Raw genomic sequence first — 22,955 nt, 5'->3', positions numbered from 1 at the left:
CGTCTCCGTGCGTCTCCGATCCCGTCTCCGTCCGTCTCCGATCCCGTCTCCGTCGGTCTCGGTTCCTGCCTCGGATGCACGACCACGTTCCGTCTGCACGACGGAATCCCCGGATCAGGACGACCCGCGGCTCCGGATCGTGCAGGTGACTCTTCCTCCACGGATCCCCGGACACCCCGACTCGTCCCCATGACGCCCTTCGGGCCCCGCTGAGACGCCGGAGGACGCAGAATCGGCGAATGCTCGATCCCGTCTCGACCCTTCGCCGTCTCGGAGGCATCGCCCGCGGCCGCGACCTCGGGACTTTCGGAATCTCCCGCTCCGCCTTGTCCCGCGCGGTGCGCGCCGGCCGGATCCATCGGGTCCGCGCGGGGGTCTTCGCCAGTCGGGACCTCGACGCGACGGTGCTCACGGCGGCTGCCCACGGAGGGGCCATCAGCTGCGGCACCGCGCTCCGTGCCCACGGAGTCTGGGTGCTGTCGGAGAGCGATGCGCCGCACGTCTGGCTCGGTCGCAACGGCCGCGCGCACCCGCACATCGAGTGCCGGTGCATCCCGCATCATTTCGAGGGACGCACCCGGTTCGGCATCGTGTCTGTCGAGGACGCGCTTCGGCATCTGCACGTGTGCGAGGGTGACGAGGCCTTCTTCGTGTCCTTCGAGTCGGCCTGGCGGCAGGGACTGATCGGGCGGGCCGCACGGGCCCGGATCCGCGCCGCGCTGCCCCGGTCCGCGCGTTGGCTCGTGGACTTCGCCCGTTCCGACGCGGACAGCGGCCTGGAATCCCTCCTGCGCCTCCGTCTCCACATCCTCGGCGTGCAGCTCACGACGCAGGTCACGATCTCCGGTGTCGGCCGCGTCGACTTCGTTGTCGACGGTCGGCTCATCATCGAGGTCGACGGCCGCGAGCACCACGGTGCCCCTGCGATGCGCCACCGCGATCTCGCCCGTGACGCTGCCGCCTCGCGACTCGGGTACGAGACGCTGCGCTTCGACTACGCCCAGGTCCTGCACGACTGGCCGACGGTCCAGGCCGCGATCGAGGGTGCCCTGCGTCGGGCGAACGACCGCATCTGACCACGGCTCCGCCCGCACGCTCTCGTCCCGCCCGCACGACCCCGGCTCCGCGTGCCCGCCCTGTTCCGCGTGCACGACCCCGTTCCGCGCGCACGACCCCTCTGGCCGCAGCGGCCGGCCGACGGTGCAGGATCGTGCAGGTGTCGCTACCGACGTCCGAGGCCCGCGCCACGGATGCACGACCTGGATACGCCTGCACGACGGAACACCCCTGATCGCCCCACCACTGTCGTCGGATCGTGCATCCGGGAGACCGTGCATCCGACGGGACCGTGTATCCACCCGCTCGTGTGACGTGACATCTGGATCTCCGGATGCACGAGTCTGACACGGATGCACGATCGAAGAGGCCGGTGGGGCCCACAGCCGGGGCGCGATCGTGCAGGCGGAACGGGATCGTGCGGGCGGGACGGCGTCGTGCGGGCGGGACGGGATCGTGCGGGCGGGACGGGATCGTGCAGCCGGGGCGCGGTCGTGCAGGCGGGACGAGAGCGTGCGGGCGGGCTCGGGCCGTGCAGAGCCCGCCCGACGGCTCGGGTCAGCTGAGTTCGCCGCCTTCCAGGAGGTCGGTGACGAGGGCGGCGATGGCGGAGCGTTCCGAGCGGGTCAGGGTGACGTGACCGAAGAGGCCGTGTCCCTTGAGGGTCTCGATGACGCTCGCGATGCCGTCGTGCCGGCCGACGCGGAGGTTGTCGCGCTGCCCGACGTCGTGGGTGAGGATCACGCGCGAGTTCTGACCCATGCGGCTGAGCACCGTGAGCAGCACGTTCCGCTCCAGGGACTGCGCCTCGTCCACGATCACGAAGGCGTCGTGCAGGGACCGTCCGCGGATGTGGGTGAGGGGCATCACCTCCAGGAGCCCGCGCTCGACCACCTCGTCGATGACGTTCCCCGAGACCACGGAGCCGAGGGTGTCGTACACCGCCTGGCCCCAGGGGTTCATCTTCTCGCCCTGGTCGCCCGGGAGGTACCCGAGCTCCTGGCCGCCCACGGCGAACAGCGGACGGAAGACGATGATCTTCTTCTGCTGCTGCCGCTCCAGCACGGCCTCCAGCCCCGCGCACAGCGCGAGCGCCGACTTGCCGGTACCCGCGCGCCCGCCCAGCGACACGATGCCCACCTCGGGGTCGAGGAGCAGGTCGATCGCGATGCGCTGCTCGGCGGAGCGCCCGTGCATGCCGAAGATGTCCCGGTCACCGCGGACGAGCCGGAACTCGCCGTCCCCGGTGACCCGACCCAGGGCGGACCCGCGCTCGGAGTGGATGATGAGGCCGGTGTTGACGGGAAGCCCGTGCACGTCCTCGCTGAGCCCGACCTCGCTCTCGTAGAGGTCGCTGATGTCGTCGCCGGAGAGATCGAGGGCGGCGATGCCGGTCCAGCCCGAGTCTACGGCCTGCTCCGCGAGGTACTCCTCGGCACGCAGCCCGAGGGACGCGGCCTTCACGCGCATCGGGAGGTCCTTCGAGACGATGGTCACGTCCTGGCCGTCCTGCGCGAGGTGCATCGCGACGGAGAGGATGCGGCTGTCGTTGTCGCTGAGGCGGATGCCGGCCGGGAGCACCGAGAGGTCGGCGTTGCCCAGCTCGACGCGGAGAGTGCCCCCCTCGCCGACCTCCACCGGGAAGTCGAGGCGGCCGTGCTCGACGCGGAGATCGTCGAGGTGCCGCAGCGCCTGGCGGGCGAAGTACCCGATCTCCGGGTCGTGCCGCTTGCCCTCGAGCTCGGTGATGACGACGACCGGGAGCACCACGGAATGCTCCGCGAACCGGAAGAGCGCCTGCGGATCGCTCAGCAGGACCGAGGTGTCGAGGACGTAGGTGCGCAGATCCTGAGCGGGTTCTGCGGCCGCGGCCTGACTCGGCGTCTGACGGGTGGACTGCTGCGCGGTGCTGGTGGACTGCTGCGCTGTACGTGTGGTCACGACCCACTCCCGACCCGGGGATTCCCGGCTATTCGAACGAGTCGACCAGGGGGTCACGAGTCGCGAACCTGAGGCCGACCCGACCGGGCGCCTTGCCCGATGCCTTGAAGGTACGGCCGCTCAGGGGTTTTCCACGGACTCGACACGCCAGCTATTCGTTACGGGACGATGAACGATTCCTTGCCGAACGCGCCCAGGGTCTCATCGAGCAGGGCAAGGGTCTCGGCGTCGGTTCCGGCGTGCGGCGCGATGCGGATGGATCCGCCCCGAGCGGTGACGACCAGTCCGGCGTTGGCGAGAGCCGCGGCGAGCCGCGCCGGGTCCTCCGGTGCGAGCGCGACGATCCCCGCGCGCTCGGTGCGCTCGCGCGGCGAGGCGACGGCGATCCCGTGGCGGTCGGCCGTGGCGATCACCGCGTCCACGTGCGCGGACAGCCGCTCTTCGATCGCCGCGACACCGGCGTCCCTGACGTCCCGAGCGCCGATCGCGAGCCGACCGGCGGCGAGCGTGTCCGGCATGCTGATCGTGTAGGCCCTCGCGTCCGGTGCCGGGGCGGGCAGCTCGTCGACGACCAGCCCGCTCGCCGCCGTCCCGGTGATGCCGGAGAGCACGGGTGCGATGCGCTCCCGTGCGTACGGCGAGTACCAGGCGAACCCGGTGCCCCGGCCCGCGCGCAGCCATTTGTAGCCGTGCCCGACGACGACGTCGGCGACGCTGTAGTCCGCGTCGACCACGCCGAAGGACTGCACGGCATCGACGATGAGGAGGCGGTCGGGGCCGAGGACGTCCCGCAGCGCGGCGAGGTCGGCCCGATAGCCGGTGCGGAAGTCGACGTGGCTGACGGCGAGGGCCACGATATCGTCGTCGAGGACCGCAGCGACGGCATCGGGAGTCACCCGCCCGTCCTCCGGCGTGATCCAGCGCGGCGTAACCGCGTGGTCGGATGCGGTCGCCGCGCGCTCCAGGGTGAGGCTCACGCTCGGGAACTCCGCCGTGCTCGCGACGACCGCGCCGGAGACCCCGTAGAGCGCGTGCATGAGGCCGTGCGTCGACGAGGGCTGCAGCGTGACCTCCGCGGCCTCGGCTCCGAGGAGCTCGGCGATGACCTCCTGCGCCTGTCCGATCCGCTCCCCCACGAGCGCCAGCGACGACGGCCGGCCGTTCCCGAGGAGGTCCGCGTCGGCGAAGACCTCGGCGCGGACGGAGGGCGACACGGGGCCGAACGCCGCCCAGTTCAGATAACCGGGCTCCGCGTCGAACGTGCTCAGGTAGTCGTCGAAAGCGCTCACTGCGTCATTGTGCCACGCCCCGCGGCTTCCGGATCAGCGACCGAAGCGGCGGTCGCGGTCGGCGTAGTCGCGGATCGCGCGGAGGAAGTCGACCTGTCGCAGATCGGGCCCGAGCGCCTCGACGAAGTAGAACTCGCTGTGCGCGCTCTGCCACAGCAGGAAGTCGCTCAGTCGCTGCTCGCCGCTCGTGCGGATCACGAGGTCCGGGTCGGGCTGGCCGCCCGTGTAGAGGTGCTCCCCGATCATCTCCGGAGTGAGCTGCGCCGCGAGGTCCTCCAGCGTGCCGCCCGACGCCTCGTGTGTGGTGATGATGCTGCGCACCGCGTCGACGATCTCGTTCCGGCCGCCGTACCCGACCGCGAGGTTCACGTGCAGGCCGGTGTGGTCCTTCGTGCGCTCCTCCGCATCGGCGAGCACGCGCGCCAGCTCCGCGGGAAGGATGTCGGAGCGGCCGACGTGTTTGACCCGCCAGTTCCCCTTCTGGGACAGCGCCTCGGCGAGCTCCGCGATGATCTCGATGAGGTCGGCGAGCTCGGCCGAGTCCCGTTTGCGGAGGTTGTCGCTGGAGAGGAGGTAGAGCGAGACCACGCGCACCCCGAGTTCGTCGCACCAGCCGAGGAACTCCTGCATCTTGGCGGCGCCTGCGCGGTGCCCTTCGGCCGGGGTGTCGAATCCGAGCTGCCGCGCCCACCGGCGGTTGCCGTCGATCATCATGGCGACGTGGTGCGGAACCGAGGCCGGATCGAGGTGGCGACGCAGCCGACTGGTGTACAGCCGGTACAGCGGTCCCCGTCCCGGGCTCTCGCGTGACATCACCCACCTACGCTACCCTGCCTCGCCCTTCCGCGCCGGTGGAGAACCTGGGGACATGTACGGGGACGGGCATGCGCTCCGACCTAGAGTGAGCACGTGAGCACTTCCGACCAGACCGGCGCCGACCTCCCGAAGCTGCCGCTGCTCGAAGCGGCGGCCGCCGACGCGGCGACCGAGATCAAGCCGACCTGGCGCGGGTGGATCCACGCCGGCACGTTCCCCGTCGCGATCGCCGCAGGCATCGTCCTCGTCACCCTGTCCCAGGGAGCGGCGGCCAAGTGGGCGGCGGCGGTCTTCATGGCCACCTCGCTGCTGCTGTTCGGGAACTCCGCCCTGTACCACCGTTTCAACTGGCGACCGCGGGTGAAGAGCATCCTCAAGCGGATCGACCACGCCAACATCCTGCTGCTCATCGCCGGCACGTACACCCCGCTCGCGACCCTGGCGCTGCCGCCGGCCAAGGGCGTCCTGCTGCTGACCCTGGTCTGGAGCGGGGCCCTGCTCGGCATCCTCTTCCGGGTGTTCTGGATCCACGCGCCGCGCTGGCTCTACGTCGCGCTGTATCTGCTGCTCGGCTGGGCCGCGGTGATGTACATCGTCGACCTGCTCGACGCCAACGTCGCCATGATGGTGCTCGTGATCGTCGGCGGTCTGCTCTACACGGGCGGCGCCATCGTCTACGCGCTGAAGAAGCCGAACCCGTGGCCGGGCCACTTCGGCTTCCACGAGATCTTCCACGTGTGCACGGTCCTGGCCTTCCTGTGCCACTGGACCGCGTGCCTGCTGATCGCCCTGCACCCGCTCTCGCCGTCGCTCGGCGCGCCCTGAGCGGGGGTCAGCGCTCGCGCGGCTCCTCGTCGGGCGCGGCCGGTGCGTCCGGTGCGGTGCGGCCGTCGTCCGCGGCGTTCTCGGCGGCGCGGGCGGCCTCTTCCGCGTCGAGCTCCTCGCGGACCTCTTCCCGGTACCGCACGCGGCGGATCCGGCGGTTCATGTCCCAGATCAGCAGGATCACGGCGACGAGCACGATGACGATCACCGCGAAGCCCGCGAAGCCCGGCGTGACCGACTCCGGGGCCACCGTCATCGACGGTGTCGGCATCGGGGTCTCGGAGAGGAAGCGCATGAATCGGCCTTTCGTACGCAGGTCGCATAACCTGGTATCACCAGCCTAACGACCGGAAGACCCCACCTGTGACGACCGCCCTCCAGCTCGACGAACGCTATGGCCGCACCCGCCGCCGCCGGTGGCCGTGGTTCCTCGCCGGGGCCGTCGCGCTCCTCCTCCTCGCGGCCCTCGCGTGGTCCATCGTCGGCCAGTCGCTGAGCTCGGTCGACGCCGATGATCTGGGCTTCGAGCTCGTGGACGAGCACGCCGTCGACGTGCGCTTCCAGGTGACCGGCGTCCAGGGCAAGGACGTCGTGTGCGTGCTCGAGGCCCTCGACGAGGAGTTCGGCGTCGTGGGCTGGAAGATCGTGGAGATCCCGGCGGGAGACGCCCATGCGCTCACCCGTGCGGAGCGCATCCCGACCGTCGCGGAGGCCACGACAGGTTTGGTGAACACCTGCTGGGTCGCCTAGACTGATGCCAGACAGACGACGCCCCGGCACCGTGCCGGGGCGTCTTGGCATATCCCCCGCGGCATCTCGGCGGGATCCCGATAGAAGGAGCTTCGTCATGTCCACCGATGCTCAGGTCCCCTTCCTCACGCAGGAAGCCTACGACCGGCTCGTCGCCGAGCTGGAACACCTCTCCACCGTCGGTCGCGACGAGATCGCCAAGCGCATCGAGGCGGCCCGCGAGGAGGGCGACCTCAAGGAGAACGGCGGCTACCACGCGGCGAAGGACGAGCAGGGCAAGCAGGAGGCCCGCATCCGCACCCTGGAGGCGCTGCTGAAGACCGCCAAGGTCGGCGAGGCCCCTGCCAGCCGGGGCATCGTCGAGCCGGGCACCGTCGTGACCGCGATCGTCGCGGGCGGCGAGGAGGTCTTCCTCCTCGGCAGCCGCGAGATCGCCGCCGCCGGCAGCGACCTCGACGTCTACAGCGAGGCCAGCCCGCTGGGCCAGGCGATCCTCGGTCTCAAGGTCGGCGAGTCCTCGTCGTACGAGGCACCGAACGGCCGCTCGATCAGCGTCGAGATCGTGAAGGTGGAGACCTACACGGGCTGACGCCCCCCCTGACGCGACACCCCCTCGACCGCCACGGTCGAGGGGGTGTCGCGCGTCCGGGGGTCAGTCCTGGACGACGATGGGCGCGAAGCCCGCGCGACGGAGGGTGTCGAGCGTGTGGGCCGAGTGGTCCGCGCCGCGGGTCTCGACGCTGAGCTCGAGGATGACCTCGCTGATCTGCAGTCCGTGGCCGTGACGCGTGTGCATCGCCTCGATGACGTTCGCTCCCGCCTCCGCGATGAGCTCGGACACGCGGGCGAGCTGGCCGGGACGGTCCGGCAGCGGGATGCGGATCGTCAGGTACCGCCCAGAGGCGGCGAGGCCGTGCGACACCACGCGCTGCAGCAGGAGAGGGTCGATGTTGCCGCCCGACAGCACGGCCATCGTCGTGCCGGTCGCCGACACACGTCCGGAGAGGATCGCGGCGACGCCCGCCGCACCGGCGGGCTCCACGACGACCTTGGCCTGCTCCAGGAGCACGAGCATGGCGCGCGCGAGGTCGTCGTCCGAGACGGTGACGACCTCGTCGACGAGGTCCTTGATGATCTCGAACGGCACAGCCCCCGGGCGGGCGACGAGGATGCCGTCGGCGATGGTCGGGCGCGTGACGATGTCGACCGGCTCCCCGGCCGCGAGCGACGGCGGCACCGCGGCCGCGTTCTCCGCCTGGACACCGATCACGCGGATCGTCCGCCCGAGCTCGGCGGCCTTGGCTTTGACCGCGGCGGCGACGCCGGCGATCAGCCCTCCTCCGCCGATGCCGAGGACGACGGTGTCGATCTCGGGCGCATCCTCCAGCAGCTCCAGGCCGAGGGTGCCCTGCCCGATCACGATGTCGCGGTGGTCGAACGGGTGGATGAGGACGGCGCCGGTGCGCTCCGCGAACTCGGCGGCCAGGCGCAGCGACGTGGCGACGGTCTCCCCCTCGAGCACCACCTCGGCCCCGTAGCCGCGGGTGGCGAGGAGCTTCGGCACGGGGACCCCGAGCGGCATGAAGATCGTCGCGGGGATGCCGAGCGCCTGGGCGGCCAGAGCGACACCCTGCGCGTGGTTCCCGGCCGAGGCCGCCACGACGCCACGGGAGCGCTCCTCCGCGCTGAGCCGGGAGAGCCGGTACGCCGCGCCGCGGATCTTGAAGGACCCCGTGCGCTGCAGGTTCTCCATCTTCAGCAGCACCGGCGCACCGAGCGCGTCGGACAGCGCCCGAGAGGGCAGCGTCGGGGTGTGCGCGATCACCTCAGCCAGACTTCGAGCCGCGTCCTGGAACTCGGTCAGGCTGGGGACTGCGCTCATCGATTCCTCCGTCTCCGCTCGCGCGGAACTGTGCTCCAGATCAGATCTCCGCTCGGCCCCACGCCGGTGCGCCAGGATCCCGAGCTGATGGTCACCGCCGCCACGTTCACGAACGCGGCCAGCGGGACGGCGAACAGGGCACCCGGGATGCCCGCGATCATCGCGCCGCCCGCGACCACGAGGACGACGGCGAGGGGGTGCACCTTGACGGCGGAGCCCATCATGATCGGCTGCAGGATGTGGCCCTCGATCTGCTGGACGGCGAGGACGACGACGAGCATCCAGAGGGCGATCCACGGCCCGTTGTAGACGAGCGCGAGGAAGACGGCCACGGCACCGGTCACCACCGCACCGACGATGGGGATGAACGAACCGAGGAACACGAGCACGGCGACGGGCAGCGCGAGCGGGACCTGGAGCAGGAAGGCGCCGAGGCCGATGCCGATCGCGTCGATCGTCGCCACGAAGAGCTGCGTCCTGGCGTAGTTGACGATCGTCGTCCAGCCGTTCCGCGCGGCGCCGTCCACGGCGGGGCGGGCCTTCCGGGGGAAGATGCGCAGCGTCCAGCGCCAGATGCCGGCGCCGTCGGCGAGGAGGCAGATGAGGATGAACAGCGACAGCAGCGCGCCGGTGGCGACGTGCCCGACGGTCGTCCCGATCGCGAGGGCCCCCGTCCAGAGGACCTGCGCCTGCTCGCTGATGAAGTCGAGGCCCTGCTGCAGGTAGTCGGCGATCTGCGTGTCCGACAGGTTCAGCGGACCGTCGTGCAGCCACACCTGGAACTGGTCGAAGGCCTCGGTGGTGCGCTGCTGCACGTCCGGGAGCTGGGCGCGCACCTGCCAGACCACGAGCCACATCAGCCCGGTGACGATGGCGATCGTGCCGATGAGGGAGACGGCGATCGCGAGCCAGCGCGGGAATCCGTGACGCAGCATCCAGGAGAACGCCGGCCACAGCAGGGCGGTGATGAGGATGCCCACCATCAGCGGGATGACGAGGAGCTTGAGCAGCATCACCAGCCAGATGAAGACGCCGATGGCCGCCGCGATGAGCAGCAGGCGCCAGGCGTAGCTCGCCGTGATGCGCAGGGGCAGCGGCACCGCCTCGTCGGCTTCGGTGGTCACGGTCCGATCGGTCACCACGGGGCGCGGACGGAACAGATCGCGCAGCCGGGGTCGCTGGTCCTCGCTCATCGCCTCAGTCTACGGTCATGCCGCATGCCGTTCGACGCATCCTGAACGCCAGGACGATGTCGGAGAGCGGGGATACGCTGGCGGCGTGACCGACACCCTCAGTCCCGCCCAGGCACGACGGATCGCTCTCGCCGCTCAGGGCTTCACCCGCGCACGCCCGGCCACCGTCTCCGGTCGCCATCTGCACCGGGTGATGGACCGGCTCGGCGTGCTGCAGATCGACTCGGTCAACGTGTTCGCCCGGTCGCACTACGTCCCGCTGTTCTCCCGGCTCGGCGCCTACGATCCCGCACTCCTCGACCGCCTCTTCCTGTCGCGCACGACGCATTATGTGGAGTACCTCGCCCACGAGGCGACCTTCATCCCCGTCGAGGACTGGCCCCTGTGGCGGTTCCGCATGGACGACTTCCGGCGGCGCTGGTCCGCGGAGGACTCCTGGCTCCGCACGAACGCCCGGACGGTGCAGTGGGTGCAGGACGAGCTCCGTGCGCGCGGACCGCTCCGCCCGGTCGACCTCCGTGCCGACGCCCCGCGCGAGCGCGGCACCTGGTGGGACTGGGACGAGGTCAAGCTCGCCCTCGAGCACCTGTGGCGCACGGGCGACGTCGCTGTGAGCGGGCGCCGGGGGTTCGAGCGCACCTACGCCCTCGCCGAGCAGGTCATCCCCGAGCGCATCCTCTCGCGCGAGATCCCGCGCGAGGACGCCGTCCGCGAGCTCGTCCGACGCGCCGCGCGGTCCAGCGGCGTCGGGACGGCGGCCGACCTGGCCGACTACTACCGCCTCCGCGACCGTGCCGCGGTGACCGGGGCGATCGCCGATCTCGTCGACGCCGGCGACGTGCAACCCGTGACCGTCCGCGGCTGGGAGCGGGGAGGCCGGCCCCTCCCCGCCTGGCGGCATCGCGACGCAGTTCTTCCGCGCCGGGTCGAGACCGCCGCCCTGCTGACCCCGTTCGATCCGGTGGTGTGGTTCCGGGAACGGGCGCTGCGGACTTTCGAGCTCGACTACCGCATCGAGATCTACGTGCCGGCGGCGAAGCGCCGCTACGGCTACTACTCGCTGCCCGTGCTCGTCGGCGACCGGATCGTGGCGCGGGTCGACCTCAAGGCCGACCGCGCCACGTCCACGCTGCAGGTGCAGTCGGCGTGGTGGGAGCCGCAGGCGCGTCCCGGCGACGCCGAGGCGATCGCGGCGGAGCTCCTCCGCGCCGCGCGGTGGCAGGGTCTCGAACAGGTGTCGGTCTCCGGATGGGGCGATGCGACCGCTGCCGTCCACACCGCGCTCGCCTCCACCGCGCCGGACACGGTGCGTCGTCACGTCCACGTCCGGGAGGGCGTCGCGTGAGCCGTCGTCGCTGGTGGCTCCTGGGCGGTGTCGTCGTGGCCGTGGCCCTGACCGGCGCAGTGTGGTGGGGGCTGTCCGCGCTCCGCTCGCCCACCGCGGAGGACGCGGCGCTGGCCTATCTCCGGGCGCTGGAGTCGGGCGATCCCGAGGCGGTCGCGGCGACCGGGACCGCAGTGTCCGACGCCGCCCTCACCGCGTTCGCCGGAGCGACGTCGACCATCGCCGACGCCGAGGTCACCGATGTGCGCGAGGGAGACGGTGACGCGTCCGCGACGGTGCGCTTCCGACTCGACGGGGACGAGCACCAGGCGCACGTCCGGCTGACGCCGGAGAGCGGCCGCTGGACCGTCGACGGTTCCGGACTCGGTGCCCTCCGCGCCACGACGACGATCGGGACGGCGGTCCAGGTCGGCGATGCGGTCCTCCCGGTGACCGAAGACGCCGCGCTGCTCCCTGGCGTGTACCCGGTCGCGGCCGCGCCGCGGGCGCTGCTGGCCGGCACGACCGAGGCCGTCGTCCTCCCCGGCGACGACGCCACCGCACGCGTGACCGCCGAACTCCGCCCGGAGGCGACGGAGGCCGCGCAGACGCAGCTCGACGGCTACCTGGAGACCTGCACCGCCGACGGCCACGCGATTCCCGACAACTGCGGCATCCGGATCCCGTGGGGCACGGAGTTCCGGGACGTCTCCGACGTGGCGTTCCGCGTCGAGCGGTTCCCCGCGGTGACGCTCTCCCCCGGCGGGTTCACCGCGGATGACGGCATCCTCGAGGCGACCGTGACCGGCACCGGCCAGGACGGCGCCGCGCGCACCGCCACCTACCGCAGCACCGCGTGGAGCGTCCGCGGCGGCGTGGACATCACCGCAGACGAACTCGCCCTCACCGTGTGGTGAGGGCGAGGATCAGAACTGCACGCGCGGCGGCTCCGAGATGGCGCCGCTGTCGGCGACCTCGAAGAACTCGCGCTCGGTGAAGCCGAGTCCCTTGGCGAAGAGGTTGTTGGGGAACACCTTGATCTTGGTGTTGAGCTCGCGGACGCCGCCGTTGTAGAAGCGCCGCGCGGCCTGGATCTTGTCCTCGGTGTCGACGAGGGCCTGCTGCAGCTGGAGGAAGTTCTGGCTGGCCTGCAGCTGCGGGTAGGCCTCGGCCACCGCGAAGAGGCTGCGCAGGGCCTGCTGCAGGTGCCCCTCGGCGATCCCCGCCTCGCCGGGGCTGCCGGCGGAGAGGGTCTCGGCGCGGGCGCGGGTGACGTTCTCGAACACCGCCTTCTCGTGCGAGGCGTAACCCTTGACCGTCTCGATGAGATTCGGGATGAGGTCGGCTCGGCGCTTGAGCTGGACGGTGATGCCGCTCCAGGCTTCGTCCACGCGGACGTTCAGCTGCACCAGCGAGTTGTACGTCGCCCAGAGATAGACGCCGACGAGCAGGATCACCCCGACGACGATCAGTACCGGCACGAGCCATTCCATCAGTGCCCCACCCTTTCCCGTATTTCTCTCATCCTAGACGCGGTGCCTGCACGTGGACTGGGGATGCGACGGACCAGCGCCGCCGATCAGCGTCCCAGCACCCGCTCCAGATAGCGGTTCGTGAAGCGGCGATCCGGATCGAGGCGGTCGCGCAGCGCCACGAAGTCGTCGAAGCGGGGGTAGCTCTCCCGCAGCGTCTCCCTGGTCATGGTGTGCAGCTTGCCCCAGTGCGGGCGACCGCCGTGGGCCCGCATGATCTCCTCGACCGCACCGAAGTACGCCGTCGGGTCCGCGCGCCAGTACCGGTGCACCGCGATGTAGGCGCTGGGGCGGCCGTACGCGGTGGAGAGCCAGCGATCGTCGGCGGCAGCGAAGCGGACCTCCACGGGGAACTCGATCCGCCAGCCGCGCTCGGCGATGAGCTCCTGGAGGGCGCGGAATGCGGGCACCACCTCGGCCGCCGGCAGCGCGTACTCCATCTCGCGGAAGCGCACGGTCCGGCTCTGGGTGAGCACGCGATTCGAGAGGTCGGTGTACTCACGGTCACCGGTGAGCCGCACCGCGAGCCGGTTGAACGGCGGCGTGATCGCCGGGACCGCCTGTCCCGCCGCGCAGACGACGCGGTAGACGCCGTTCGCGAGCAGGGTCTCATCCACCCACCGGCCCACGACCGGGAGCGGCCTCCGTCGCGTCGACTCCGGCAGACGCGACTGCCGCTTGGTGAGCGCGACGTCGGTATGCGGGAACCAGTAGAACTCGAAATGGTCGGCGGCGGCGACGCGTTCGTCGATCGTGCCGAGCACCTCTTCCAGTGGCAGCGGCTCGTCGACCGCATGCATCACGAACGTGGGCACGCACTGCAGGGTGACCTCGACGATGATGCCGAGCGCGCCCAGCCCCAGAGCGACCGCGGGCAGGAGCTCCGGACTGTGCGCCTCGTCGATGCGGAGGAACTCCCCGTCGGCGGTGATGAGGGTCACCCCGACGACCTGGGTGGCGAGTCCGCCGAAACCGGCGCCGGTTCCGTGCGTGCCCGTGGAGATCGCGCCGGCGATGGACTGGCGGTCGATGTCGCCGAGGTTCTCCATCGCGAGGCCGTAGCGGGCGAGCAGCCCGGGGATGCGGTGCAGCCGGGTACCGGCGAGGAGCGTGACCCGTCCGCTCGCGACGTCCGCGGACACGAGTCCCTGCAGGTCGTCCAGTTCCAGGAGCACACCGGGGGCGATGGCGATCCCGGTGAAGCTGTGACCGGCGCCGACTGCTTTGACCGTGAGCCCCTGTCGCACCGCTGCCCGCACGGCACGCTGCACGCCCTCGGGGCTGCGCGGGCGCTCGACCCGCACGGGGCGCACGGACGCCGACCGGCCCCAGTTCTGCCAGGTGCCGCCGATTCTCGTCACAGGAACGCCTTCCCCTCACCGCGGTACGTCGGCAGCTCGTCCACGACCTCGTCGCCCGACACGAGCTGGTAGGCGGCGATGCGCTCGGCCGGCTCGCCGCTCTTGGCGTGACGGAACCAGACACGATCGCCGACGCCGAGCGTCGCCGCTGTCGGCCCCTGCAGCGGCGTCTGCACCTCGCCGGCAGCCTCTCGCGGAAGCGTGCGGAGGTTCGCCGGCCACACCGGGCGCGGCTGTCGCGAGGCCAGCGCCGGACCCGAGGCGATCCAGCCGCCGCCCAGCACCGTGGCGATGTCGGCAGCGGGACGGCGCACGACGTCGAAGGCGAAGGCCGCGGCCGGCGCCGGATGGAAGGACCGGTACCCGTCGAACAGGTGTCCGCCGAGCAGACCGCTGCCCGCGCTGGCCTCGGTGAGCGACTCGTCGCTGCCGCTGAACTCCAGGGAGCCGGTGCCCCCGCCGTTGAGGAACTCGAGCGGCGTCACGGCGCCGACCGCGGCGACGATCGCCGCCCTTCGCTCCCGTAGCTCCTCGCGCGAGCGGGCCTGGACGCGACGGATCAGCGGCCCATCGGGGCCGGCATCGCCCTGTCCCGCGATCTGGGCGTCGTACATCTGCAGCCCCACGAGGCGGAAGCCGGGGCGTGCGACGACCGTCCGCGCGAACGCGGCGACCTCCCCGGCGGAGAAGAGGGCCGAGCGGCGGACGCCGATGTGACCGAGCAGCGCGGATCGCCAGGACGCGTCGACGTCGATGGCCACGCGGAGCTCGGGGCGCGCGGAAGGGGCCACCACGCTGTCGACGAGGTCCAGGTGCACGGGGTCGTCGATCATGAGCGTGATGCGCTGCGCCGCCTGCTCGTCGGCGCACAGCCGTTCGATGCCCGCCCGGTCCACGGTCGGGTAGCCGAGGACGATGTCGTCGTGGGTCTCCGCGAGCCAGAGCGCCTCCTCGAGCGTGAACGCGAGGATCCCGCGGAAACCCGGGAGGCGCAGCACGGCATCCAGGACCGCACGCACCCGCACCGACTTCGACGCCACGCGGATCGGCAGACCGCCGGCACGGACGAGCAGGTCCATGGCGTTGTAGCGCAGCGCTTCGCGATCGATGACCGCCACGGGCGCCGGAAGATGCCCGGTCGCGGCCGACAGGCGCGGCCAGTAGCGGCCCGGGTCCTCCCATTCGGGGGCGACCGCGGGGCCACCCGGGACGGGGCTCAGTTCGTCGGTGAGGTCGAGCACTCCCCCACCCTACGGCCTGAGCCCCGCCGGGTCACGACCCCGCCGACGATAGGCTGGCGGCGCAGCCCCCGTAGCCCAATGGCAGAGGCAGGCGACTTAAAATCGCCTCAGTCTGGGTTCGAGTCCCAGCGGGGGCACCGTCAGCGGCCGAGGATGTCGCCGATCCCGGGGATACCGAGATCGCCGAGCCGCTCCCCCCAGCCGGTCGCCGTCTCGCCGAGCCCCGAGACGACCTCGCCGGCCGAGCCGAGGATCTCGTCGGCGCCGCCGGCCAGCGCATCGATGTCGACGCCGGAGGCGAGCGCATCCAGGTCGATGCCCTGCGCCAGCGCGTCGAAGTCCACCCCGAGCCCCGCCGCCTGTTCCAGGAGCGGTGCGGCCACGGCGCTCACGACGGCTCCGCCGGCCACCACGCCGAGGAGACCGACCGCCGCGCCGCCCGCGGCGACCGCGGCCCCGCCGCCACGGGTGCGGGAGAGGAGTCCGCGGAGGCGGCCCGGCTGCACCGCCTCGGCCCGCCCGGCCGCGCGGGCCAGGTCGTCCGCAGACGACGAGCGCGGTCGCTCCTCCGCCGGGAGCTCCGCCCGCATGCGGGCGTCGACGTGCGCGCGCTGCGACGGCGTGAGGCGCGCGAAGGCCTCGCGATGGATCTGCTCGATCCGATGCGGATCCGCTGTCTGCAGGAGGTAGTCGTACCGGGCGATGGCCGCGCGGTCCGCCGCGGAGACGTCCGACGCACCCCCGGCCGCGGGGGCGGGCGGCGGGGCGTACGCCCCTGCGGCGGATGCTCGTCCGGCGGGACGGGCGGGCGCCGGGGACGCGGGAGGAGGCGTGGTCGGGCGCTGCGCCTGAGGATCGGTGCCGCGCACGGCGTCGACCGCCCCGCGGATCATCCCGCTCCAGTCGGTGGAGGCACGCGCGCCCTCGCCGCCGCGCGCGCCGGGGCTTCCCCCCTTCGCGTCGATGGCGTCGGTGGCGAGGCGGATCAGGCGGGAGAGCTTCGACATGGGGGTCCCTTCGTGGGACGGACCGCCGTCTCCGCGACGTCTGTCGACGCAAGGTTCCGGGCAGCCCGCGATTCGGGTGCCAAGGTCTCCTCCACCCTCGCGGGCCAGCGGGCCGGGGCACGATGACATGCCCGTCATGACGACGTCGCTGCAGACGGGAGTACTCCCCTTGCGGTCGACACGCTAGCGAGGCGGCCTATGGATCGGCTCCACGCGCCGGTCCGGGAGGCGCCGTGCCCAGGATGGCAGTCATCTCGTCGTACAGCACTCGGAAGGCGTCGCGGAGCTCTGCGGCACCATCCGGTCGACTCGCAGCCGGGACCGCCTCCGCCAGCGGCCCGAGGGCGAGGGTCGCCGCCGCCTCCCGCGCCACCGCCGTGCCGAACTCATCGGACGGACGGCCCTGCCCCGCGGCGAGGAGGAGCTGGTCGCGCAGCACTCCCGCCACGCCGAGGAGCACGGCCGCTGCGCGGAGATGGCTGCGGGCCACCTCCGTGCCGAGAAGGCGCTCCTGCATCACTCGTGCGAGCCGTCGGGCGTGCGGCGTCGGCACCTCCCGGCGTGCGCGGAGGCGCCAACCATCCGGCGCGCCAGGCACGGACTCGTACGACAGCGGCTCGCCGTCCCGGAGATGGACCACCGGGATCGACGACGGCGACACGAGCGACGGCCGCCGCCACCAGTCCGCCGGCGCCCTCGCCGCAGACAGGAAGGCGGTGGCCGGAGCGTGCGCCCCCGGCCCTTCGAGCTGGACGAGATCGGCCGTGCTCGCGAGCAGGCTGAGGCCCTGTCCCGCCGCGAACCGCTGCAGCAGCAGCCCGACGGGGTCGAGATCGCCACCAGGGACGGAACGTGCGAACTCCGCCGCCTCGGGAACCGGCAGCACGACGGCGACGGACGACGGAACGGGCCCCGGTGGCACGAACCACGAGCACCCGGAGAACGCCGCCACCCGGGACGCATGCGAGGCGTAGCCGTCACTGCGGGTGAAGAGCCTCAGGACCGCCCGGGGCTGCGCGGCGACGGCTTCCTGCACCTGGGCGAGGAGGTGAGGGTGCGGGCGCACCGCAGCGTCGAGGACGAGATGATGCGTGGCTCGTCGCGTCCAGGGCCGCCATGCCGCGGCGCCCGTCGGGCAGATGCGGACGGGAGCGCCGTCGAGCCGTGCCGCGAGCTGTGCGGCATGCGCGTCCTCGCCCGGCCCCGTCCGGATCGACACACTGACGGTCGGCGATTCTCCCCCGTGCGCGCTCACCGGACCTCCTCCCCGCATCGGGGGTGCCTCGCACACACCCCTCCCGAGCACCCCTGCGAGCGTACAATGTGAGATGTTACGTGACCAACTCCCGTCCCCGGTCAACGGAAGAAGGCCCCGGCGCTCACGCGCTCAGGGCCTTCTCCTCAGAACCGGACGGTCACTTCGCCGCAGCGGTCTCCGCGGAGTCCTTCGCGGAGGAGGCCGGAGCCTTCTTCGCTGCGGGCCGCTTGGCGGCCGGCTTCTTGATCTCGGACGGCGTCTCCGCCGCGGGCGCAGCGGCCGGCTTCTCAGCGACCGGCGCCTTGGCTGCCGGGGTGGCGTCGGCGGGTGCCGCGGGACGCGGGCGGGCGGCGAACTCCTCGAAGACGTAGCGAGGGTTCTGCACCGTCTGCAGGTTCACGAGGTCGCGGCCCAGCCACAGGTTGTTCCACCAGCCCCAGAGCACGCGCCACTTGCGCTCCCACGTCGGCATGGCCAGACCGTGGTAGCCGCGGTGCGCGAGCCAGGCGATGAAGCCCTTCAGCGCGATCTTGCCCGACTGGAAGACGCCGTTGTACAGGCCGAGGCCGGCGACCGCACCCAGGTTCTTGTGGAAGTACTCCTTGGGGTCCTCGCCGCGGATCACGGCGACGACGTTCTTGGCCAGGAGCTTCGCCTGACGCACGGCGTGCTGTGCGTTCGGGACGCAGAAGCCGCCGACGCCGCCGCCCGAGAGGTCGGGAACGGCCGAGACGTCACCCGCGGCCCAGGCACCCTCGACGAACGCCTCGGGCGTGCCGACGCGGAGGTCGGCGCGGGTCTGGATGCGACCGCGCTCCTCCACCGGCAGATCACCGCCGCGAACGACGGTCGGGTTGGCCATGACACCGGCGGTCCACACGATGACGTCCGTCGGGATGACCTCGCCGGTGGAGAGCTCGACGTTGCCGTCGATGGCACCCGTGACCTGCGTGTCGAGGTGGACGTTGGCGCCGCGCTTGGCGAGGTCCTTCAGCACCCACTCGCTCGTCTTCAGCGAGACCTCGGGCATGATCCGCCCCATGGCCTCGATGAGGTGGAAGTGCGTGTCCTCGAAGGACAGCTGCGGGTACTTGCTCACCAGCGAGGACGCGAGGGAGCGGAGCTCCGCGAAGACCTCGATGCCGGCGAAGCCGCCGCCCACGACGACGACGGTCAGCAGGCGGTCGCGCTCGGGACCGGCGGGGAGGGACGCGGCCTTGTCGAAGTTCGACATGACCTTGTCACGGATGGCAACGGCCTCTTCGATCGTCTTGAGCCCGATCGCGTTGTCGGCGATGCCGGGGATCGGGAACGTGCGCGAGACGGCGCCCGCGGTGACGACGATCTGGTCGTACGCGAACTCGTACGGCTCACCGACGGGCGGCGTGATGGTGGCGACCTTCTGCGCGTGGTTGATGTTCGTCACCTTGGCGGTGAGCACGTGCGTGCGCTTCAGGTGACGGCGGTGCGCGACGACGGAGTGCCGGGCCTCGATCGATCCGGCGGCGACCTCCGGGAGGAACGGCTGGTACGTCATGTACGGCAGCGGGTCGACCATGGTCACGTCGGCCTCGCCCTTGCGCAGATGCTTCTCGAGCTTCCACGCGGTGTAGAAACCTGCGTACCCTCCGCCGACGATCAGGATCTTGGGCACAGTGCTGTTCTGAGGCACAGAAGAACTACTCCTCGGAGTCGGGATTGTGGCGTACGGGAACGCGCGCCGATCGGATGCGCCGGGCAGCTGCGGTGACGCCAAGCGCTACCAGGATACCAGGGACAGTGAGGGCGATGAGCGGCAGGGTACCGTAGCGCAGGGAGTCGGCGCTGGGAAGCAGCGGTGAACCGGGGTCGGTGGGGGCATCCGCGTCCGGCAGCGGCGGCACCTCCACGGGGGCGAGCGACGGCTCGGGCGTGGGCGCGCTGTCGGCACGGCGGTACAGCCGCACCCACTCCGCGAGATCGCCCATGGGGTTCTCGCTCACGGACGGCAGGTTCGCCGAGATCGCCGCCTCCGCGTCCACCAGGCCGAAGCCGTACAGCGGATCGCGCGGCTTCTTCGCATCCGCCACCGGCATCGCCGTCTTGATGATGCGGTTGATGACGTCGTTCGCGGAGATGTCGGGGTGCGCGGAGCGGATGAGCGCCGCGACGCCGGCGACGATCGGAGCCGCGCCGCTGGTCCCGCTCCAGGAGACGACCTCGCCGTCCGCCGACACCCCCAGCAGGCCCTCGCTCGGCGCCGAGATGCCGATGGTGATGCCCTGCGTCGAGGCCTCGATGCTCGCGGTGCCGGTCTGGTCGACGCCGCCGACCGTGAGCACGCCGGGGATCGTGGCGGGCGCGCCGATGATGTTCGTGCCGCTCCCCCGGTTGCCGGCCGCGACGACGACCACGACGTCGTGCTCGAACGCGTAGAGGAAGGCGTCGTCCCAGCTCTGATCCCAGTCGAGCGTGTTCGTCGTGAACGAGAGGTTGATGATGTCGGCGCCGTGGTCGACGGCCCAGCGGATGCCGGTGGCCACCTGCTCGGTGAACGGCACCGCCGCGGCGGCGCCGAACCCCACGGAGATCGAGAGGAGCTCCGCCTCGGGCGCGACCCCGATCATGCCGGTGCCGTCCGCTTTGCCGCGGCCCGCCGCGAGCGACGCCACCCACGAGCCGTGGTTGCCGTCGACGGCACCGAGCGGCGTGCGGCCGTCCGGCGTCCCGGCTCCGGACACGTCCGTTCCCCCGACGACGGCGTCGTCGAAGACCTGCGGCACCTTGCCGATGCCCGTGTCGATGACGGCGATGGTGACGCCCTCCCCGCGGGTCGTCTGCCAGGCGTCGCGGATGCGGGCACCGTCCAGCCAGTACTCGGCCGCCCGCACCGGATCGCCAGGGTCGTCGGCGACCGGAGGTGGCGTCGGCGTCGGCGTCGCCGTGGAACCGAGGAGCAGGACGGATGCCGCCACCGCCACGAGGGCGACGGCGCCGCGCAGCATCCGCCGCCGCGTCATGCCGAACGTGCCGGATCGTCGCGGAGGGCGGCGCCGGGCTCTTCGCAGCGGCAGACCTCGGGAGACCACGAGCTGCGGGCCAGCGCGGCATCGCCGATCGGGTTCACACCGGCTCCCGCCGCCAGGGCGTGTCCGGCGAGGGCGTGCAGGCACTTCACCCGGGTGGGCATGCCTCCGGCGGAGATCCCGTCGATCTCGGGCACCTCGCCGAACTGCGCACGGTCGGCGAGGTACGCCTCGTGGGCGGACCGGTAGGCTGCGGCCACGGTCTCGTCCTCCGCGAGCAGCGCCGCGAGCTCGGGCATGACCTGGTTCGCCTCGAGCGTCGACATCGCGGCGGTCGCCGCCGGATGCGTGAGGTAGTAGAACGTGGGGAACGGCGTGCCGTCGGGCAGGCGCGGGGTGGTGGCCACCACCGTGGGGTTCCCGCACCGACAGCGGGCCGCGATGCCGACGACACCGCGAGCGGGGCGTCCGAGCTGGGTCGAGACGACGGCGAGCTCGGCGGAGGTGGGCGCGGGGAACGGCGGGGTGGTCACCCCACCAGCGTAGGGGAGCCGTCCGGGAGGATGCTCGGAGCCCGGGTTCAGCCTGCGGGGACGGCGGTGTCGCTCAGTCCCGCGGAGACGAGGGTGCGCAGCAGCTGCGGCATCCAGTCGGCGGGCTTCTCTTCGAGGGTGTCGCTCACCGGCTCCTGCTCGCGCGGGAGGGTGGAGGGATCGAGGTCGTTGTCGATGAGGTACACGACCTCGCCCGGCTTGACGTAGTACAGGCGCTCACGGGCCTGGGTCGTGATGTACGCGGGGTCGTCCCAGCGCTCGCGCTCCGCGGTCAGCGCGGCGATCTCGTCCTCGCTCACCTGCACGGACTGCTCCAGCGCCGCGATCTTCTGCCGCTGATCGATGAAGGTGCCCAGCGTGGGCACCAGCACCCAGGCTCCCAGCACCACGAGGGAGAGCATGATCACGGAGAAGGCCGAGAGCCGCATGCCCGAGGCCCACTCGCGCACGTCCACGCGGGGTGCGGCGGGGGCGCCGCTCCGCGGCTGTCGCGACGAGGACGTCGAGCGAGGCGTCGCCGCTCCGATCGACGGCGAAGGAGGAGCCGGTCGTCGTGCCACGGCTCCTCCTTCGTGTCAGCCGCCATCCGGGCGGCGCGGTCGTGCCGCGGATGCGGCGTGGTCGCTGTCGCGGGCGCTCAGCCCTGGTAGCGCGGGAAGGCGGAACGGCCGGCGAAGACCGCCGCGTCGCCCAGCTCCTCCTCGATGCGCAGCAGCTGGTTGTACTTCGCGACGCGCTCGCTGCGCGCCGGGGCACCCGCCTTGATCTGGCCGGCGTTCGTGGCGACCACGAGGTCGGCGATCGTCGTGTCCTCGGTCTCACCCGAACGGTGCGAGAGCATCGCCGTGTAGCCGGAGCGCTGCGCGAGGCTGACGGCGTCGAACGTCTCGGTGAGCGTGCCGATCTGGTTGACCTTCACGAGCAGCGAGTTGGCGACGCCGCGCGTGATGCCGTCGGCGAGACGCTGCGGGTTGGTGACGAACAGGTCGTCACCGACCAGCTGCACCTTCGAGCCCAGGGCCTCGGTGAGGTGCTTCCAGTTGTCCCAGTCGTCCTCGGCGAGCGCGTCCTCGATCGTGACGATCGGGAAGTCGTTGACGAGCCCGACGTAGTACTCGGTGAGCGCCTCGGCGTCCCAGTCCTTGTTGTCGAGACGGTAGACGCCGTCGTTGAAGAACTCGGTCGCGGCGACGTCGAGGCCCAGGGCGATGTCGGTGCCGGGCGTGAAGCCGGCCTTCTCGATCGCCTTGACCAGGAAGTCGAGGCCCTCGCGGTTGCTGGGCAGGTCGGGGGCGAAGCCGCCCTCGTCGCCGAGACCTGTCGCGTAGCCGGCGGCCTTCAGCTCCGCGCGCAGCACGTGGTAGGTCTCCACGCCCCAGCGCAGCGACTCGGAGTAGGTCTCCGCGCCGATCGGGGCGAGGAAGAACTCCTGCATGTCGATGCCATTGTCGGCGTGCTCTCCGCCGTTGATGACGTTGAACAGGGGCACGGGCAGCACGTGCGCGTTCGGACCGCCGAGGTAGCGGAACAGCGGCAGGTCGGCGGAGTCCGCGGCGGCCTTCGCGACCGCGAGGCTCACGCCGAGGATGGCGTTGGCGCCGACACGCTTCTTGTTGTCCGTGCCGTCGACCTCGATGAGGATCTCGTCGACGATGCGCTGCTCGCTCGCCTCCACGCCCTCGATAGCCGGGCCGAGCTCGTCGATGACCGCCTCGACGGCCTTGAGCACGCCCTTGCCGCCGTAGCGGCTCTTGTCGCCGTCCCGCAGCTCGTACGCTTCGAAGGCGCCGGTCGAGGCACCGGAGGGGACGGCGGCGCGCTGCACGATGCCGTCGTCGAGGAGCACCTCCACCTCGACGGTCGGGTTTCCGCGCGAGTCGAGAATCTCGCGTGCGCCTACAGCCTCGATCAGTGCCACTGA

General features: G+C 71.7%; 22 protein-coding genes and 1 tRNA gene. 7 read left to right on the top strand and 16 right to left on the bottom strand.

The window, feature by feature from the left end:
• The first annotated feature begins 239 nt into the window (after nucleotides 1–239).
• Entirely contained in the window at nucleotides 240–1,076 is an 837-nt protein-coding gene (locus CJ226_RS02610; RefSeq protein WP_102208232.1) for a type IV toxin-antitoxin system AbiEi family antitoxin domain-containing protein, read from the top strand.
• A 538-nt stretch (nucleotides 1,077–1,614) separates the two neighbouring features.
• On the opposite strand, the gene CJ226_RS02605 is transcribed toward CJ226_RS02610, so the two are convergent.
• The 3 genes from CJ226_RS02605 to CJ226_RS02595 all read right to left on the bottom strand — a co-directional run bounded on the left by CJ226_RS02605 (nucleotide 1,615) and on the right by CJ226_RS02595 (nucleotide 5,099).
• Complete coding sequence (locus CJ226_RS02605; RefSeq protein WP_025103944.1) at nucleotides 1,615–2,997, bottom strand: PhoH family protein; 1,383 nt, start codon at nucleotides 2,995–2,997, stop codon at nucleotides 1,615–1,617.
• 158 nt (nucleotides 2,998–3,155) lie between these two features.
• A complete protein-coding gene (locus CJ226_RS02600; protein ID WP_102208231.1) occupies nucleotides 3,156–4,286 on the bottom strand; it encodes an aminotransferase class V-fold PLP-dependent enzyme in 1,131 nt (376 codons plus the stop codon).
• Nucleotides 4,287–4,319: 33 nt separating this feature from the next.
• Nucleotides 4,320–5,099: an isoprenyl transferase gene (locus tag CJ226_RS02595; RefSeq protein ID WP_025103942.1), complete on the bottom strand. Its 780-nt coding sequence runs from the start codon at nucleotides 5,097–5,099 to the stop codon at nucleotides 4,320–4,322.
• 96 nt (nucleotides 5,100–5,195) lie between these two features.
• Between CJ226_RS02595 and CJ226_RS02590 the strand changes: the two genes are divergently transcribed.
• Complete coding sequence (locus CJ226_RS02590) at nucleotides 5,196–5,927, top strand: hemolysin III family protein (RefSeq protein ID WP_102208230.1); 732 nt, start codon at nucleotides 5,196–5,198, stop codon at nucleotides 5,925–5,927.
• Between the two features lie 7 nt (nucleotides 5,928–5,934).
• Here the strand turns inward: CJ226_RS02590 and CJ226_RS02585 are convergent, their stop codons facing one another.
• Nucleotides 5,935–6,222: a hypothetical protein gene (locus CJ226_RS02585; RefSeq protein ID WP_085606660.1), complete on the bottom strand. Its 288-nt coding sequence runs from the start codon at nucleotides 6,220–6,222 to the stop codon at nucleotides 5,935–5,937.
• 68 nt (nucleotides 6,223–6,290) lie between these two features.
• On the opposite strand from CJ226_RS02585, the gene CJ226_RS02580 reads away from it, so the two are divergent.
• Together CJ226_RS02580 and greA are read left to right on the top strand one after the other, a co-directional pair.
• Nucleotides 6,291–6,677, top strand: coding sequence for a DUF4307 domain-containing protein (locus CJ226_RS02580; RefSeq protein ID WP_025103939.1), 387 nt, complete (start codon nucleotides 6,291–6,293; stop codon nucleotides 6,675–6,677).
• A gap of 97 nt (nucleotides 6,678–6,774) precedes the next feature.
• Nucleotides 6,775–7,266 carry a transcription elongation factor GreA gene (gene greA, locus CJ226_RS02575; protein WP_025103938.1) on the top strand — a complete coding sequence of 164 codons (492 nt, stop codon included), beginning with the start codon at nucleotides 6,775–6,777 and terminating at the stop codon, nucleotides 7,264–7,266.
• Nucleotides 7,267–7,329: 63 nt separating this feature from the next.
• Here greA and ilvA read toward each other — a convergent pair whose 3' ends face one another.
• Both ilvA and CJ226_RS02565 read right to left on the bottom strand, forming a co-directional pair.
• Nucleotides 7,330–8,559, bottom strand: a complete 1,230-nt coding sequence (ilvA, locus tag CJ226_RS02570) for a threonine ammonia-lyase (RefSeq protein ID WP_062633556.1) — start codon at nucleotides 8,557–8,559, stop codon at nucleotides 7,330–7,332.
• Entirely contained in the window at nucleotides 8,556–9,752 is a 1,197-nt protein-coding gene (locus CJ226_RS02565; RefSeq protein WP_082802822.1) for an AI-2E family transporter, read from the bottom strand. The genes ilvA and CJ226_RS02565 overlap by 4 nt, the downstream gene beginning before the upstream one ends.
• 85 nt (nucleotides 9,753–9,837) lie before the next feature.
• On the opposite strand from CJ226_RS02565, the gene CJ226_RS02560 reads away from it, so the two are divergent.
• Nucleotides 9,838–11,097: a winged helix-turn-helix domain-containing protein gene (locus CJ226_RS02560; RefSeq protein ID WP_102208229.1), complete on the top strand. Its 1,260-nt coding sequence runs from the start codon at nucleotides 9,838–9,840 to the stop codon at nucleotides 11,095–11,097.
• Nucleotides 11,094–11,993 (top strand): hypothetical protein, encoded by a 900-nt coding sequence (locus tag CJ226_RS02555; RefSeq protein ID WP_102208228.1) that lies wholly within the window; start codon nucleotides 11,094–11,096, stop codon nucleotides 11,991–11,993. The genes CJ226_RS02560 and CJ226_RS02555 overlap by 4 nt, the downstream gene beginning before the upstream one ends.
• 9 nt (nucleotides 11,994–12,002) lie before the next feature.
• Here the strand turns inward: CJ226_RS02555 and CJ226_RS02550 are convergent, their stop codons facing one another.
• The 3 genes from CJ226_RS02550 to CJ226_RS02540 form a co-directional block, all read right to left on the bottom strand.
• The gene (locus CJ226_RS02550) at nucleotides 12,003–12,569 is read right to left on the bottom strand and encodes a LemA family protein (protein ID WP_025103933.1); all 567 of its coding nucleotides are present in this window, start codon (nucleotides 12,567–12,569) and stop codon (nucleotides 12,003–12,005) included.
• A gap of 86 nt (nucleotides 12,570–12,655) precedes the next feature.
• Nucleotides 12,656–13,969, bottom strand: coding sequence for a D-arabinono-1,4-lactone oxidase (locus CJ226_RS02545; RefSeq protein ID WP_102208227.1), 1,314 nt, complete (start codon nucleotides 13,967–13,969; stop codon nucleotides 12,656–12,658).
• Nucleotides 13,966–15,210 carry an alanine racemase gene (locus CJ226_RS02540; RefSeq protein ID WP_062633548.1) on the bottom strand — a complete coding sequence of 415 codons (1,245 nt, stop codon included), beginning with the start codon at nucleotides 15,208–15,210 and terminating at the stop codon, nucleotides 13,966–13,968. The genes CJ226_RS02545 and CJ226_RS02540 overlap by 4 nt, the downstream gene beginning before the upstream one ends.
• A 64-nt stretch (nucleotides 15,211–15,274) precedes the next feature.
• Here CJ226_RS02540 and CJ226_RS02535 point away from each other — a divergent pair.
• Nucleotides 15,275–15,347 (top strand) — tRNA-Leu (locus CJ226_RS02535).
• 3 nt (nucleotides 15,348–15,350) lie between these two features.
• Here CJ226_RS02535 and CJ226_RS02530 read toward each other — a convergent pair.
• The 7 genes from CJ226_RS02530 to eno form a co-directional block, all read right to left on the bottom strand.
• Complete coding sequence (locus CJ226_RS02530) at nucleotides 15,351–16,217, bottom strand: cation-transporting ATPase (RefSeq protein ID WP_102208226.1); 867 nt, start codon at nucleotides 16,215–16,217, stop codon at nucleotides 15,351–15,353.
• A gap of 196 nt (nucleotides 16,218–16,413) precedes the next feature.
• Nucleotides 16,414–17,472, bottom strand: a complete 1,059-nt coding sequence (locus CJ226_RS02525; RefSeq protein ID WP_102208225.1) for a hypothetical protein — start codon at nucleotides 17,470–17,472, stop codon at nucleotides 16,414–16,416.
• Between the two features lie 160 nt (nucleotides 17,473–17,632).
• Nucleotides 17,633–19,129 carry an NAD(P)/FAD-dependent oxidoreductase gene (locus tag CJ226_RS02520; RefSeq protein ID WP_102208224.1) on the bottom strand — a complete coding sequence of 499 codons (1,497 nt, stop codon included), beginning with the start codon at nucleotides 19,127–19,129 and terminating at the stop codon, nucleotides 17,633–17,635.
• Between the two features lie 25 nt (nucleotides 19,130–19,154).
• Entirely contained in the window at nucleotides 19,155–20,474 is a 1,320-nt protein-coding gene (locus tag CJ226_RS02515; protein WP_102208223.1) for a S8 family serine peptidase, read from the bottom strand.
• Entirely contained in the window at nucleotides 20,471–21,013 is a 543-nt protein-coding gene (locus tag CJ226_RS02510) for a DUF501 domain-containing protein (RefSeq protein ID WP_062633538.1), read from the bottom strand. Before CJ226_RS02510 ends, CJ226_RS02515 begins: the two co-directional genes overlap by 4 nt.
• 47 nt (nucleotides 21,014–21,060) lie before the next feature.
• On the bottom strand, nucleotides 21,061–21,594 hold the full coding sequence (locus CJ226_RS02505) for a septum formation initiator family protein (RefSeq protein WP_172400116.1): 534 nt from the start codon (nucleotides 21,592–21,594) through the stop codon (nucleotides 21,061–21,063).
• A gap of 77 nt (nucleotides 21,595–21,671) precedes the next feature.
• Entirely contained in the window at nucleotides 21,672–22,952 is a 1,281-nt protein-coding gene (eno, locus tag CJ226_RS02500) for a phosphopyruvate hydratase (RefSeq protein WP_062633535.1), read from the bottom strand.
• Nucleotides 22,953–22,955: the final 3 nt, after the last annotated feature.

The sequence above is a fragment of the Microbacterium sp. UMB0228 genome (genome assembly GCF_002871415.1).
Taxonomy (GTDB): Bacteria; Actinomycetota; Actinomycetes; order Actinomycetales; family Microbacteriaceae; genus Microbacterium.
The sequence above is the reverse complement of the archived record's forward strand: the minus strand, read 5'-3'. Positions and strand labels throughout refer to the sequence as shown.